Raw genomic sequence first — 14,394 nt, 5'->3', positions numbered from 1 at the left:
TCCTACCCATGACCAATACGACCCATTTCGGTTATCAAACCATTCCCGAAGAAGAAAAGGTTCAGAAAGTCGCTGAAGTCTTTCATTCCGTTGCCAGCAAGTACGACGTGATGAACGATCTGATGTCCGGCGGACTGCACCGCATCTGGAAGGCATTCACCATTGCGCAGGCGGGCGTGCGGCCCGGGTTCAAGGTGCTCGACATCGCCGGTGGCACAGGCGATCTGGCCAAGGCCTTTGCGAGGCAGGCCGGGCCGACGGGCGAGGTGTGGTTGACCGACATTAATGAATCGATGTTGCGCGTCGGCCGCGACCGGCTATTGAACAAGGGACTCGCAACCCCCACCTTGCTATGCGACGCGGAAAAACTGCCGTTCCCGAGCAATTATTTCGACCGTGTCAGCGTGGCATTCGGCTTGCGCAACATGACGCACAAGGATGCCGCACTGGCGGAAATGCAGCGTGTGCTGAAACCCGGAGGAAAGTTGCTCGTCCTGGAATTTTCCAAAGTGTGGGAACCGCTGCAGAAGCCATACGACGTATATTCGTTCTCGGTTCTGCCATGGCTGGGCAAGCGCATCGCCAACGATTCCGAGAGCTATCGTTACCTGGCCGAGTCGATCCGCATGCATCCCGATCAGGAAACCCTGAAAAAGATGCTGCAGGACGCGGGGCTGGAACGCGTCGAGTACTTCAACCTGACTGCGGGTGTCGCCGCGCTGCACACCGGCATCAAGCTGTAGCAGTCGTAGCGAGCCGATTTCCGGTTTCGCGCGGCTACAAGGAGAGTTTCATGAAAAAATTCCTGATCGCCCTGGTGGTCACCCTGGGCGCGATGGCCGTCGTCGCTTCCGATGCGGAAGCGCGTCGGCTTGGTGGCGGCGGATCGTTTGGCCGGCAAGCGCCGAGCTACAGCCGTCAGGCGCCGTCGCAATCTCCTGGTCAGTTTTCCAATTCCAATCAGGCGAAACCCTCGTCACCCGCCGCAGCGCCGCAAAACAATATTCCTCCAAGACCTGCCAGCCCGTGGCGCAACATGCTCGGCGGCGCATTGCTTGGCTTGGGGCTGGGCGCGTTGCTGTCGCATTTCGGCCTGGGCGGTGTCATGGCCAGCATGATCGGCACGATACTCATGTTTGCCTTGATCGCCGTTGGGGTGGTGTTCGTCATGCGCCTGTTCCGGAACAAGAGTGGACATGATGTGCAACCGGCCTACGCCGGCAGCTATTCGGGACCGCGCACGCCGGAAATCGGTTCGCGCCTCGAGCCGCAGATACAACCCGCGGCATTCCAGGCCGAGCCGGTCAGCAGCAATGTGTCCAGTCTTCCCTCGGATTTCGACGCGCCGGCCTTCCTGCGCCATGCAAAGACCTATTTCATCCGACTGCAAGCCGCCTGGGACAAGGCGGATATCAATGACATCCGTGAATTCACGACGCCGGAAATGTTTGCCGAGCTTCGCCTGCAACTGCAGGAGCGCGGCGCATCGCCCAACCATACCGATGTCGTGTCGCTGGAGGCCGAACTGCTGGGCATGGAAAGAACCGGCGATGAGTACATGGCCAGCGTGAAATTCTCGGGAATGATAAAAGAAGCCGAAAACGCGCCGGCCGAACCTTTCGCCGAAATCTGGAATCTGACGAAACCGGTATCGGGGCAGGGCGGCTGGGTGATGGCCGGGATTCAACAATTATCTTGAGCCGGCCGAAATACCGATCGGCAAACTGGTAAACTTGAGGCCGCCCGTGAATAGTCACGGGCGGTTTTGTTTTGTCACCATGATCTCTTCCACCACTTCCGCTGCAATCAACCACCTGCTGGTCCGGGAAACCTGGGCGCGCGACAAGCTCGTCAAGCATGCAGGCAAAGTCGCCTTCTTCGATGCCGGTCTCGCCGGCATCCGGCTCAAGGTGATGGCGGATGGCATGGTCCAGGCTGCTGGCGTGGAGGAACCGGTGAATGTCACGATCCGTGTGAAACTGTCCGATTTGCCACTGATCATGCAGCATCGGGAGCATGCATTTTCCTATGTGCAGATCGAAGGCGATGCCGATTTTGCCAATACCATCTCGCAGCTTTCCGATTCGCTGCGCTGGGAAGCGGAAGAGGACCTGAGCAGGTTGATCGGCGACGCGGCTGCGGTACGGGTCGCAGGCGGTGTGCGCGCGGCAGTCGAGACCGCCGTGTCGACGCAGAAAAAGTTGGCGGAGAACGTGGCCGAATATTTCCTGGACGAGAAGCCGCTGCTGGTACGGCCGCGGATGGTTGACGATTTCGCCAGCGAGGTCGCCAGACTGCGTGACGATGTCGAACGCCTGAGCAAGCGTATCGAGAAACTGAAGGGAAGCCGCTAAATGCTGTTTAAATTCCTGCGGCTTTTCAAGATCTTCCGGGTCGTCATCAAATACGGCCTGGATGAAATCGCGATGTCGGAGCTGGCGAATCCCCGGCTGGCCAAGCTCATCGGCGCGATGAACTTCTGGCGCGATATCACAACGCCGCGCGGCGTGCGTCTGCGCCAGGCACTGGAAGACCTCGGTCCCATCTTTGTGAAGTTCGGTCAGGTGTTGTCGACCCGGCGCGACCTGATGCCGCCGGATATCGCCGACGAACTGGCGAAACTGCAGGATCGTGTTCCGCCATTCGACTCCGATCTGGCGATCGCCCAGATCAAGAAATCGCTCGGCGCGCATCCGGATTACCTGTTTGCCGAGTTCGAGCGTAAGCCCGTTGCATCGGCCTCAATCGCACAGGTCCATTTTGCGAAACTCAAGGACGGCAAGGAAGTTGCGGTGAAGGTTTTGCGACCGGGCATGAAGAAGTCGATCGAGAAGGATCTTGCCCTGATGCGGATCGCCGCCGATTGGGTCGAAAAACTGTGGGCTGACGGCCGTCGCCTGAAACCGCGCGAAGTGGTCGCCGAATTCGACAAGTACTTGCACGATGAACTCGACCTGATGCGCGAGGCGGCCAACGCAAGCCAGCTGCGTCGCAATTTCCAGCAGTCGCAATTGCTGATCGTGCCGGAAATGTACTGGGATTACTGCTCCACGTCGGTGATCGTCATGGAGCGCATGCGCGGCATTCCGATTTCGCGCATCGACCGCCTGATCGCGGAAGGTGTGGATATGAAGAAGCTGTCGCGCGACGGCGTGGAAATCTTTTTCACGCAGGTATTCCGCGACGGCTTTTTTCATGCCGACATGCACCCCGGGAACATCCTGGTGTCAATCGAGCCGGCCACATTTGGCCGCTACATCGCGCTCGACTTCGGCATCGTCGGTACGCTGACCGACTACGACAAGGATTACCTGTCGCAGAATTTTCTCGCGTTCTTCCGTCGCGACTACAAGCGTGTCGCCGAGGCGCATATCGAATCCGGCTGGGCGCCGAAGGACACGCGCGTCGATGAGCTGGAGTCGGCGGTCCGCGCTTGCTGCGAGCCGATCTTCGACCGGCCTCTGCGCGATATCTCCTTCGGCACGGTGCTGCTGAGATTGTTCCAGACCTCGCGCCGCTTCAATGTCGAAGTGCAGCCGCAATTGGTGCTGCTCCAGAAGACCCTGCTCAATATCGAAGGACTGGGCCGGCAACTCGACCCTGACCTCGATCTGTGGAAGACCGCGAAGCCCTACCTGGAACGCTGGATGCAGGAGCAGATCGGCTGGCGTGGCCTGGTCTCCCGCTTCAAGGAAGAACTCCCACACTACAACAAGATGATTCCGGAACTGCCGCGCCTGATCCACCAGGTGTTGAGCGCGCGAGCGGAAAACCCGTCGCGACAAAACGACGAGCTGCTCATGCAATTGCTTGCCGAGCAAAGACGCACCAATTTGCTGCTCGGTCTTGGTGTGTACTTTGGTGGCGGCTTGCTGATCGGGATCGCGGTCGCCCAAGTGCTGATTCGCTTCTATCAATTCCATTGGTGGTAAATCGTGCCTACCTTCGCAAGCCGGGATCCTTCCGCGCCCGAGTTCTGGTCGGAGCGCTTTGAGCAAGAGTTCACGCCGTGGGATCGCGGCGATGTTCCCGCCGCCTTTCGGCAATTTGTCGCCCAATCGCCTCGCCCATACGCCACGCTGATTCCCGGATGCGGAACAGGTTATGAAGTGGCATGCCTGTCCGAAGCGGGATGGGACGTCACGGCGATTGATTTTTCCGCAGCGGCGGTGGAAGCGGCGCGCAAGGTGCTGGGCCGCTGGGCGGATCGGGTTGTGCAGGCCGATTTTTTCGCGTTTGCGCCTTCTCATCCCGTCGAGCTCATCTACGAGCGCGCTTTCTTCTGTGCGCTGCCGCACCGGATGCGGCAGGCGGTCGTGAACCGCTGGGCAGAGCTTCTTCCGCCGGGCGGCCTGCTGGCCGGATTCTTTTTCTTTGACGATACGCCGAAAGGCCCCCCATTCGGGATTGCTCCCGCCGAGCTGGAAAGCTTGCTGGTTCCTTTCTTCGAACGCATCGCCGGCGAGGCGGTGGCAGACTCGCTGCCTGTTTTTGCAGGAAAAGAGCGCTGGCAGGTATGGCGCCGCCGCGAGCGCTGATCGCTCCAAAAAAGCACGCCTTTTTCGTTTTCGGGAATCATGTCGATGGATTTCTGAAGCTATAATCCCGAAAAATTTGACAAGGGCGCGTGCCGAGGCCCCTCTCATTCAGCAAATTGGACCGGCAGCCGATCTCCATTGAACAGACCGGATTTTTCGTGCGGAGCGAATACACATGAACTACACACTGATTTCCTTTGTCGTCCTGTATTTGCTGGGAACACTTGCACTGGGCGTATGGGCGGGCACGCGCATCAAGAGCACGAATGATTTCGCCATCGCCGGCCGCAGCCTGCCGCTGATCATGGTAGTGACGACGACGTTCGCGACCTGGTTCGGCGCCGAAACGGTCATGGGTATCCCGGCCAAATTTGTGCAGGGCGGCCTCAGTGCGATTGTCGAGGATCCCTTCGGAGCCGGTACCTGCCTGATCCTGGTGGGTTTGTTCTTCGCGGCCCGGCTATACAAGCTGAATCTGCTGACCATTGGCGACTTCTACCGCCAGCGCTACGGCAAGGGCATCGAGGTGTTCTGTTCCGTGGCGATCATTCTGAGCTACCTGGGCTGGGTGGCTGCTCAGATTACCGCGCTTGGACTGGTGTTTTCGGTGTTGACGAATGGCGCCATGTCGGAAACGGCCGGGATGATCGTCGGCACGCTCGCAGTGCTGATCTATGTTGTGATCGGCGGTTTTCTTGCGGTGGCCTGGACCGATTTCATCCAGATGATCGTCCTGGTGATCGGCTTGAGCATCATCGCCTTCTTTTCCGCCGACCTGGCTGGTGGTGCCGGTCAGGTATTCGCCATGGCTTCCAGGGATAATCTGTGGAAATTCCTGCCGACGCCCAGCTTCACTGAAATTGCGGCCTTCATTGGCGCGGGCGTGACGATGATGCTCGGCAGTATTCCCCAGCAGGACGTGTTCCAGCGTGTCATGTCGGCCAAGGATGCGCCCACCGCGCGTGCCGGTGCGGTCATTGGCGGAGCGAGCTATATTCTGTTCGCCTTCGTGCCGATGTTCATCGTTTCGTGCGCCGTCATTGTGATGGGCGAGAGTGCGGTTGACCTGATGAAGAATGATTATCAGCGCCTGCTGCCCACGTTCGTGCTGACCAAGATGCCGCTCGTGATGCAAATCTTTTTCTTCGGTGCGTTGCTTTCCGCCATCAAGAGCACGTCCTCGGCCACTCTGTTGGCGCCTTCCACCAGCTTCGTTGAAAACATCCTCAAGAATCTGCGCCCGAACATGAGTGACCGCCAGCAATTGTTCGCAATGCGATCCACCATCGTCGTGTTCGCGGTACTTGTGCTGGCGTATGCCATCGCGATGAAAGGCACGCCGATCTACGATCTGGTGTCGGCGGCTTACCAGGTAACGCTGGTTGGTGCCTTTGTGCCGCTGGTGATGGGACTGTACTGGCATAGGGCGACGACCCAGGGCGCTATCGTTTCGCTGGCGGCCGGCATTGGGACCTGGATCCTGTTCTTCCCCCAGCTGACAAGTCTTGGCGAGCAGTTTCCCGGCCAGCTTGCGGGCTTGATCGCCGCCTTCGCCGGCATGATCCTGGGCTCGCTCATGCCGCAGGTACTGAAGAATCGCCATGAGCCCAGGCACACGGTCAAGGGCCTGAGCGCTTGAGGCTTGGCGGCGCCGATGCAAGGCGGACAATCTTCAGCAACCACGAATTGTTGCTTCTTTTGCAACGGAAAGCCATATGTCGGCACGACTGCGGCGGGCTGTCGCATTCTCGCGTCCGCGCTTGTCGTGCATTCACGCAAAGTCGTCGCAAAAACCTTTATAATTCAGGGTTTTGGATGATTTTTGCGGGGATTTACCATGCCGATTTACGCTTATCGCTGCGAAACATGCGGTTTCACTAAAGATGTACTGCAAAAGATCTCTGACGCGCCCCTGACGGACTGCCCGTCCTGCGCGAAGAGCACCTTCAAGAAACAACTGACGGCGGCCGGCTTTCAACTGAAGGGCACGGGCTGGTATGTGACGGATTTCCGGAACGGCAGCGGCGGTACGTCCGCGCCGGCTACCGGTTCCGCGCCCGACAAGACGGCTGCATCCTCCGATTCGGGCAGTACGTCCTGCGCTTCGTGTCCGGCAGCGTCCGCCTCCTGAAGACAACAATCCCCTTGAGAGGCGGCCGGTCCGCCTCATGTCAAAGACAAACATGCGCAAATATTTCGTCACCGGCCTGCTCGTCCTGGTACCCCTGGCGATCACGCTCTGGGTGTTGAATCTGGTCATCGGCACGATGGATCAGTCGCTGCTGCTGCTGCCGGAGCGTTGGCGACCGGCAACGCTGATCGGATTTCATATCCCGGGCCTCGGTACGATCCTGACTTTGCTGTTTGTGTTTGTCACGGGTTTGTTGACGCGCAATTTCGTCGGCAAGCAGGTGGTCCATGCTTGGGAATTGCTGTTGACGCGCATCCCGGTGGTCAGTTCGATCTACTCCAGCGTCAAGCAGGTATCGGACACCTTGTTCTCGTCGTCGGGCAACGCGTTCCGTAAGGCGATGCTGGTGCAGTATCCGCGCGAGGGTTCCTGGACCATCGCGTTTCTGACCGGCACGCCCGGCGGTGACGTGAAGAATCACCTGACCGGCGATTACATCAGCGTCTACGTGCCGACCACCCCGAATCCGACCTCCGGCTTCTTCCTCATGATGCCGCGGGCCGATGCGATCGAGCTCGACATGAGCGTCGATGAGGCATTGAAATACATCGTATCGATGGGCGTGGTTTCGCCCGAATATGTGGTCGCCGCATCGAAGAATTTGAAGGCTGTTCCGCCACAAATCTGAACTCGGCATTTTTTTCATCCGGATCCGTGCCTGGTGCTTCAGCGGGCGACGGATCATCAAAAAGAATCTGAAACTGGAAATCAATCATGTCTATGCGAACTCACTATTGCGGCCTCGTCACTGAGGAGCTTCTCGGCCAAACCGTCAGCCTGTGCGGCTGGGTACACCGCCGGCGCGACCACGGTGGCGTCATTTTCATCGACTTGCGCGACCGCGAAGGCCTGGTGCAAGTGGTGTGCGATCCGGATCGTGCCGACGTATTCAAGACCGCGGAAGCAGTGCGCAACGAGTTTTGCGTGCGCATCACCGGCCTGGTTCGCAATCGTCCGGAAGGCACCACCAATGCCAACCTGAAGTCGGGCAAGATCGAAGTGCTGGCGCATGCGCTGGAAGTGCTGAACCCGTCGGTCACGCCTCCGTTCCAGCTCGACGACGACAACCTGTCGGAAACCACACGCCTGACACATCGCGTGCTCGACCTGCGCCGCCCGCAGATGCAGAACAATCTGCGCCTGCGCTATCGCGTGACGATGGAAGTGCGCAAGTTCCTCGACGCGAACGGCTTCATCGACATCGAAACGCCGATGCTGACCAAGTCGACGCCGGAAGGCGCGCGCGACTACCTGGTGCCATCCCGTGTCAACGCAGGCAATTTCTTCGCACTGCCGCAGTCGCCGCAGCTGTTCAAACAGTTGCTGATGGTCGCCAACTTCGACCGCTACTACCAGATTACCAAGTGCTTCCGCGATGAAGACCTGCGCGCCGACCGTCAACCGGAATTCACGCAGATTGACTGCGAAACCTCGTTCATGAACGAGCAGGAAATCCGCGACCTGTTCGAAGGGATGATCCGCGGCGTGTTCAAGAACGTGCTCGACATCGACCTGCCGAACCCGTTCCCGGTGATGCAATATTCCGAAGCGATGGGGATGTACGGTTCCGACAAGCCGGACATGCGCGTCAAGCTGCAGTTCACCGACCTGACCGATGTGATGAAGGACGTGGACTTCAAGGTGTTCTCCGCTGCTGCAAACATGCAGGGTGGCCGCGTGGTCGGTCTGCGCGTGCCGGGCGGCGGCGCGATGCCGCGTTCGGAGATCGACGCCTACACGCAATTCGTCGCAATCTATGGCGCCAAGGGCCTGGCCTACATCAAGGTCAATGAAAAAGCGAAGGGCCGCGACGGCCTGCAATCGCCGATCGTCAAGAACCTGCACGATGCCGCGCTGACGGCGATCATCGAGCAGACCGGCGCGCAGGATGGCGACCTGATCTTCTTCGGCGCCGACAAGGCCAAGGTCGTCAACGATGCGATCGGTGCATTGCGTGTGAAGATCGGCCACAGCGATTTCGGCAAGAAGAACGGCTTGTTCGAGGAGACCTGGAAGCCGCTGTGGGTGATCGACTTCCCGATGTTCGAATACGACGAGGACGATCAGCGCTATGTGGCCGCGCATCATCCGTTTACTTCGCCGAAGGATGGCCACGAAGACTTCCTGCAGACCGATCCGGGCAAGGCACTGGCGAAGGCTTACGACATGGTGCTGAATGGTTGGGAACTGGGAGGTGGCTCGGTGCGTATCCATCGTGCCGACGTGCAGAGCAAGGTGTTCCGCGCGCTCAAGATCGAGGCGGAAGAAGCACAAGCCAAGTTCGGCTTCCTGCTGGACGCGCTGCAGTATGGCGCTCCGCCGCACGGCGGCCTGGCATTCGGCCTGGATCGCATCGTGACCATGATGACGGGCGCCGAGTCGATTCGCGACGTGATTGCCTTCCCGAAGACGCAGCGCGCGCAGTGTCTGTTGACCCAGGCGCCGTCCGAAGTCGACGAGAAGCAGTTGCGTGAATTGCATATCCGTTTGCGCAATGTCGAACCGGCGGCGAAAGCGTAATCAAGGTATTTCGCCATCAAGAAAGCGCGGAGACATCCGCGCTTTTTTGTTTCACGCGTAAAGACTTGTTGTCCACGGAAGACACAAAAGATACGGAAGTTGAAAACCGGGCTGGGCTGACGCTATGGGAATTTCTGTGTTTTTCGTGGACCCATACGCTGTTGTCGCCATCGGTTATCATGTGGCATACAGTTTCTGTGAAACGTCCTTGAAGGTGCATGCTTAAGCCTTACAAAATTCCCGAGTCGGTTCTTGTCGTGATTTACAGCGCAAACCTCGATGTGCTGTTGATCGAACGCGCGGACAAGCAGGACTACTGGCAATCAGTCACCGGCTCGAAGGATGCGCCGGACGAGCCGCTGATCGATACTGCGATGCGCGAAGTGTTCGAGGAAACCGGAATCCGCATTGTCGGCGGGGCGTCCGATCCGGCGCGACGTGCCGACGCCGTTCCGCTCGCCAACCTGCGCGACTGGGGACTGTCCAATATCTATGAAATCTATCCCGTCTGGCGCCATCGCTACGCGCCTGGCGTGTTCCAGAATACCGAGCACGTGTTCGGCTTGCTGGTGCCGCGCGATATCCCCATCACGCTTGCCCCGCGCGAACATGTCGATCATCTCTGGCTGCCTTACCGTGAAGCGGCCGACAAGTGCTTTTCGCCATCCAATGCCGAGGCAATCCTGCAACTGCCGAAGTACATGCAGGCAGATTAAAACTTAACTTGGAATAAGCCGCGCGGAAACAATTTCCATGCACCGCGATCGAACCCTACACATCTGTTTCACAGGGTCTAAAATAATTTCATGAAACTTCGCATCGCGACGTATAACATTCACAAAGGCGTCAGCTCATTGCGCAGCATGCCGCGCATTCACGCATTGAAGCAGGCATTGACGTCGATGGAGGCGGATATTTTCTTCCTGCAGGAAGTGCAGGGACGCCACGACAAGTATGCGACGCGTCACGCCACGCTATGGCCGGAGCAGGCTCAGCATCAGTTCCTTGCCGGCGAATCGCATGAGGCGGTGTATGGCATGAATGCGGTGTATGACCATGGACATCATGGCAACGCGCTGCTGAGCCGTTTTCCGGTGGTTGCGTCGAGCAATCGCGATATTTCCGATCACGCCTTCGAGGCGCGCGGAATCCTGCATTGCATCGTCCAGTCGCCTGAAGCCGACCTGCATTGTTATGTGGTTCATCTCGGCTTGTTCGCGGGCAGCCGGAAGCGGCAGACCGATGCGCTGATCGAAGCCGTGCTGACGTCTTCGCCGCCCGAAGCGCCATTGATCATTGCCGGCGATTTCAATGACTGGACCAATCAGTTGAGCGATTCCCTGCGCGAGTACCTCGGCGTCACCGAAGTATTCGACGGCAATCTTTCCTCGCGCGGCTTTGGCTCTTACCTGCGCATGCTGAGCGGACGTGGGCCGAAAATCAAGCCTGCCCGCACTTTCCCGGCGGCGCTCCCCTGGCTGCGACTGGATCGGATATACGTGCGCGGATTCCAGATCGAGTCGGCGCAGGTGCTGCACGGAGCCTTGTGGGCGAAACTATCCGACCATGCTCCCATTCTTGCTTCACTGGCACTCAAATAGGGGTGCTTCCACTCCGCCGATGTAGAATGCTCGCCAAGATTACATTCCCGGAGTGGTTCCCCCCCTTTATGCGTTCGGTAGAATTTACCGCTCACAACAAAATCAGGCTTCTGTATTGTGGCGCCGAATTCTTTCCGGCATTGATTGCCGCGATCGACGCAGCGCACTTCGAAATCTTTCTCGAAACCTATATCTTCACGCTGGATGAAACCGGCAACCGAGTGAAGGATGCGCTGCTGCGTGCCGCGAGCCGAGGCGTATCGGTCAATGTCATTACCGACTGGCTCGGCACCGGGCATCGGCAATCCGTCAGCCTGAATCAAATACTGCGCGAGGGCGGCGTCAATCATCGCGTCTTCAACGCCTGGTTCAGGCGCGGCATTACGCGCACCCACCGGAAGATTTGCGTGGTGGACCGGCAGGTGGCATTTCTTGGCGGGCTCAACATCAATTACGACTATGTGTCAGATGATGGATTCAACACGCCCTTGCCGGCGCCGCGCTGGGACTTCGCCGTGCAGATCAACGGCCCGCTGGTGGTGACCATCCATCACGAGATGCAGGCGCACTGGATGCTGCTGGCGGGACTGGGACTGAAATACCGCTGGGAACGTTTTCTCGAGCGGCGTTTTACCGGCCCGACTATTGAGGAAGGGCCCTCGCTCGCCGCATTTGTGGTGCGCGACAATCTGCGGAATCGGCGCACGATTCAAAAGACCTACCTGAAGGCCCTCGGCGGCGCGCGCAAGAGTGCCTTGCTTGCCAATCCCTATTTCGCGCCGGGCCGCAAACTGCGGGATGGTCTGGCATCGGCCGCATCGCGGGGTGTCGACGTCACCTTGCTGATCGGCGTGGGACAGTTCCGCATTCAGGATGCGGTCGCGCATTCCTTCTATCCCAAGCTGCTGAAAAGCGGCGTCAAAGTCGTGGAGTATCGCAAGACCCAGTTGCACGGGAAGGTTGCGGTGGTCGATGACGAGTGGGCGACGGTTGGTTCCAGCAACTGGGACGGACTGAGTCTTCTGATCAATCAGGAGGCGAACATCGTGGTGAAGGACCACGCATTCGCGCATGCCTTGCGCATGCGCATCGAGCACGCGGTGGAAGAGGGCACGCGCGTCCGGCTGGAAGATTACGCCAACATTCCCTGGTATGAGCGGGCCTGGTACGGCGCGGCTTACATGATGTACAAGGTGATTCTCCGGATCGTCACCCTGGGACGTTACACCGAGTGAACGAGTTTGACGGACGTGCGGGGCAGACCTGTATCGAGCGATCGGGAGCGCAGTTCATTGCGCCGAGGATGCCTGCGCTTCCTTCTTGATCCATTCGCAGAAGGCTTTGACCGACGGCCGCGCTTCCGCTTCCGGCAGGCGAAGCAGATGAAACCCGTAAGGACCGCGCACGCGCTGCGGAAAGAGCCTTGCCAGTCGGCCTGATCGTAAATCTTCCTCGATGAAAGGTTCTGCCGCAATCGCCACGCCCTGGCCGTTTGCCGCCGCTTCCAGCGTCAGATAGGTGTGCGAGAAACTCGGCCGTGCCGCGCCGGCGTAGTTGATGCCGAAAGCCTGCAACCAGCGCGTCCAGTTGATTTCGTCGGGGATGCGCATTTCCACTTCATCGTGCAGCAGCGGATAGCGCAACAGGTCACCCGGTTCGCGCAGATCGACCGCCGCTGCCTTGAAGGCGGGACTGCAGACTGCCGAGAACCATTCTTCCATCAGCATGTCGTCCTTCAGCCCTGGATACGGGCCGGTGCCGAGCCTGATCGCGACGTCGACGCCTTCGCGCAGGAAATCGACCGGATGCAGCGAGGCGAGGACGCGCATGTCGATGTCGGGATGCTGTTCGCGCAGGCGGCCGAGCCGCGGCATCAGCCAGCGCGCGACCAGCGACGGCACCGAGGTGACGGTTACTACCCGTTCATCGCCGCGATGCCGGATCGTTTCCGAGACTTCGGCAAGGCCACTTAACAACGGCCGAAGAGCCTCGGCGTATTGGCGCCCGGCGGGCGTCAGCACCACGCCGCGCGGCAAGCGCTGGAACAAGGCCACGCCCAGCCAGTTTTCCAGCAGCTTGACCTGATGGGCAACTGCGCCCGCGGAGACATGCAACTCCTCGCCGGCACTCTGAAAGCCGCCATAGCGGGCCGCAGTTTCGAAAGCGCGGATGGCAGGCAGGGGTGGCAGGCGGTAATGCATGATGCCTCAATTTGATTGGGTCAATCCGTCAAGAATATTGGTTTGTTCCCACGTGTGCAAGCAAATACACTGACGTACAAGAGATGTTCATCCTCGCTACCCCTAACCAGATTTGCTCTTCGCACCATGGCCATGTCCCGTCAATCCGCTGTCGCCCTTGTCTTGCTATCCGCTCTCGGCTTTGGCAGCGTTGCCATTTTTGCCAAGATTGCCTACGCGACCGGGGTAAGCACGACCATGCTGCTGGCCTGGCGCTTCGTGCTGGCGACGGTTTTCCTGGCGCCGATTGTGTGGATGAAGCGGCTGCACATGCCGCGCGGCCGCGTGCTGACCGGCTTTGTGCTGATGGGCTTGTTGTACACCGGGCAGGCGCAGTGTTATTTCACCGCGCTGCGCTATGCAAGTAGCGGACTGGTTGGTTTGCTGTTGTACATTTATCCGGTGCTGGTCACCATGCTGGCCGTCGCCCTCGGATGGGAAAAGCTGGACCGTCGCACGCTGATGCTGCTCGCCCTGGCGATTGCCGGCATGGCGATCACCCTGGGCGGCAATCTGCAAGGCCAGCCGCTCGGTATCGCGCTGGGCCTGCTGGCGGCCGGCATCTATGCGGTCTACATCGTGACCGGTGGTCGATTGACCATCGGCACCGATCCGCTCGCCGGTACGCTGGTGATCATGGCCACCGCCGCGATCGGAAACACTTCGTTTGCCATCGCGGGCGGCGCCGCGCTGCCGTCCGGGACGACCGCCTGGCTGGCGATTGCGGCGATTGCCTTGTTCTCCACCGTGATCGCGATCGCCTTTTTCCTCATCGGTATCAAGCATATCGGTGCGTCGCAGGCATCCATCATCTCGACCCTGGAGCCGGTCATTACCTTGTGCCTGGGTGTGGCATTGCTTGGCGAATCGGTCAGCGCCGGGCAATTGCTGGGCGGCGTCATGGTGCTTGCAGCGGTCATCCTGCTGGCGCAACGGCCGAAACAGACGCAAGAGCCGATCGCGGAGGAAGCGGCCGCGTGAGTGCCGGGCATGCGATGTTGTGACTGCTGTTCAATCATGGCAAGATGCGCGGGCACGTCCGTGTAAGCCTTTAGGCCATGGCCAGGATAAACAATGAACACCACCACCCTCATCGTCGGTATCGCAGTACTTCTCTTCGGGCTGTACACCACCTATTTTCGCTATGCCCATCCTCAAAAGCTGTCCAAGCTGCAGGCGCTGAAGCAATTGTTCGGCGAGCAGACGGGGAACCGGATCCACCTCCTCGCGTACTCGATCATTCCGCTTGCGGCAGGCGCGCTTTTCCTGCTGGCGGGCATGAAGGGCGTATCCCTCTTTTAATT

The 14,394-nt window shown here is 59.2% G+C and carries 15 protein-coding genes; 14 read left to right on the top strand and 1 reads right to left on the bottom strand.

Annotation, left to right across the window (positions count from 1 at the left end; genetic code table 11):
* The first annotated feature begins 8 nt into the window (after positions 1-8).
* From ubiE to clsB, 12 genes are all read left to right on the top strand, one after another.
* Positions 9-743, top strand: coding sequence for a bifunctional demethylmenaquinone methyltransferase/2-methoxy-6-polyprenyl-1,4-benzoquinol methylase UbiE (ubiE, locus tag E6W33_RS00780; RefSeq protein ID WP_136413262.1), 735 nt, complete (start codon positions 9-11; stop codon positions 741-743).
* Between the two features lie 50 nt (positions 744-793).
* The gene (locus E6W33_RS00775) at positions 794-1,699 is read left to right on the top strand and encodes a TIM44-like domain-containing protein (RefSeq protein WP_136413261.1); all 906 of its coding nucleotides are present in this window, start codon (positions 794-796) and stop codon (positions 1,697-1,699) included.
* 79 nt (positions 1,700-1,778) lie between these two features.
* A complete protein-coding gene (locus E6W33_RS00770) occupies positions 1,779-2,354 on the top strand; it encodes a sterol-binding protein (RefSeq protein WP_136413260.1) in 576 nt (191 codons plus the stop codon).
* Entirely contained in the window at positions 2,355-3,932 is a 1,578-nt protein-coding gene (gene ubiB / locus E6W33_RS00765; protein ID WP_136413259.1) for a ubiquinone biosynthesis regulatory protein kinase UbiB, read from the top strand.
* Between the two features lie 3 nt (positions 3,933-3,935).
* On the top strand, positions 3,936-4,538 hold the full coding sequence (locus tag E6W33_RS00760; protein ID WP_136413258.1) for a methyltransferase: 603 nt from the start codon (positions 3,936-3,938) through the stop codon (positions 4,536-4,538).
* A 175-nt stretch (positions 4,539-4,713) separates the two neighbouring features.
* Positions 4,714-6,177: a sodium:solute symporter family protein gene (locus E6W33_RS00755; protein ID WP_136413257.1), complete on the top strand. Its 1,464-nt coding sequence runs from the start codon at positions 4,714-4,716 to the stop codon at positions 6,175-6,177.
* A 198-nt stretch (positions 6,178-6,375) separates the two neighbouring features.
* Positions 6,376-6,669, top strand: a complete 294-nt coding sequence (locus E6W33_RS00750) for an FmdB family zinc ribbon protein (protein ID WP_136413256.1) — start codon at positions 6,376-6,378, stop codon at positions 6,667-6,669.
* A 52-nt stretch (positions 6,670-6,721) separates the two neighbouring features.
* Entirely contained in the window at positions 6,722-7,357 is a 636-nt protein-coding gene (locus tag E6W33_RS00745) for a DUF502 domain-containing protein (RefSeq protein WP_136414323.1), read from the top strand.
* A gap of 86 nt (positions 7,358-7,443) precedes the next feature.
* Positions 7,444-9,249, top strand: a complete 1,806-nt coding sequence (gene aspS, locus E6W33_RS00740; protein WP_136413255.1) for an aspartate--tRNA ligase — start codon at positions 7,444-7,446, stop codon at positions 9,247-9,249.
* Positions 9,250-9,467: 218 nt separating this feature from the next.
* Positions 9,468-9,965: a dihydroneopterin triphosphate diphosphatase gene (nudB, locus tag E6W33_RS00735; RefSeq protein WP_136413254.1), complete on the top strand. Its 498-nt coding sequence runs from the start codon at positions 9,468-9,470 to the stop codon at positions 9,963-9,965.
* 90 nt (positions 9,966-10,055) lie between these two features.
* Entirely contained in the window at positions 10,056-10,850 is a 795-nt protein-coding gene (locus E6W33_RS00730) for an endonuclease/exonuclease/phosphatase family protein (RefSeq protein WP_136413253.1), read from the top strand.
* A 68-nt stretch (positions 10,851-10,918) separates the two neighbouring features.
* Positions 10,919-12,085, top strand: a complete 1,167-nt coding sequence (gene clsB / locus E6W33_RS00725) for a cardiolipin synthase ClsB (RefSeq protein WP_136413252.1) — start codon at positions 10,919-10,921, stop codon at positions 12,083-12,085.
* A 54-nt stretch (positions 12,086-12,139) separates the two neighbouring features.
* Here the strand turns inward: clsB and gcvA are convergent, their stop codons facing one another.
* On the bottom strand, positions 12,140-13,051 hold the full coding sequence (gene gcvA, locus E6W33_RS00720) for a transcriptional regulator GcvA (RefSeq protein ID WP_136413251.1): 912 nt from the start codon (positions 13,049-13,051) through the stop codon (positions 12,140-12,142).
* Between the two features lie 132 nt (positions 13,052-13,183).
* On the opposite strand from gcvA, the gene E6W33_RS00715 reads away from it, so the two are divergent.
* Both E6W33_RS00715 and E6W33_RS00710 read left to right on the top strand, forming a co-directional pair.
* Positions 13,184-14,071 (top strand): DMT family transporter, encoded by an 888-nt coding sequence (locus tag E6W33_RS00715; protein WP_136413250.1) that lies wholly within the window; start codon positions 13,184-13,186, stop codon positions 14,069-14,071.
* Between the two features lie 93 nt (positions 14,072-14,164).
* Positions 14,165-14,392, top strand: coding sequence for a hypothetical protein (locus E6W33_RS00710; protein WP_136413249.1), 228 nt, complete (start codon positions 14,165-14,167; stop codon positions 14,390-14,392).
* The last annotated feature ends 2 nt before the right edge of the window (positions 14,393-14,394 follow it).

The organism is Herbaspirillum sp. ST 5-3, from assembly GCF_004804275.1.
In the GTDB taxonomy this organism is placed as follows: domain Bacteria; phylum Pseudomonadota; class Gammaproteobacteria; order Burkholderiales; family Burkholderiaceae_D; genus Noviherbaspirillum.
Note: the sequence above shows the minus strand (reverse complement) of the source record. Positions and strands in the feature narration are given on the sequence as shown.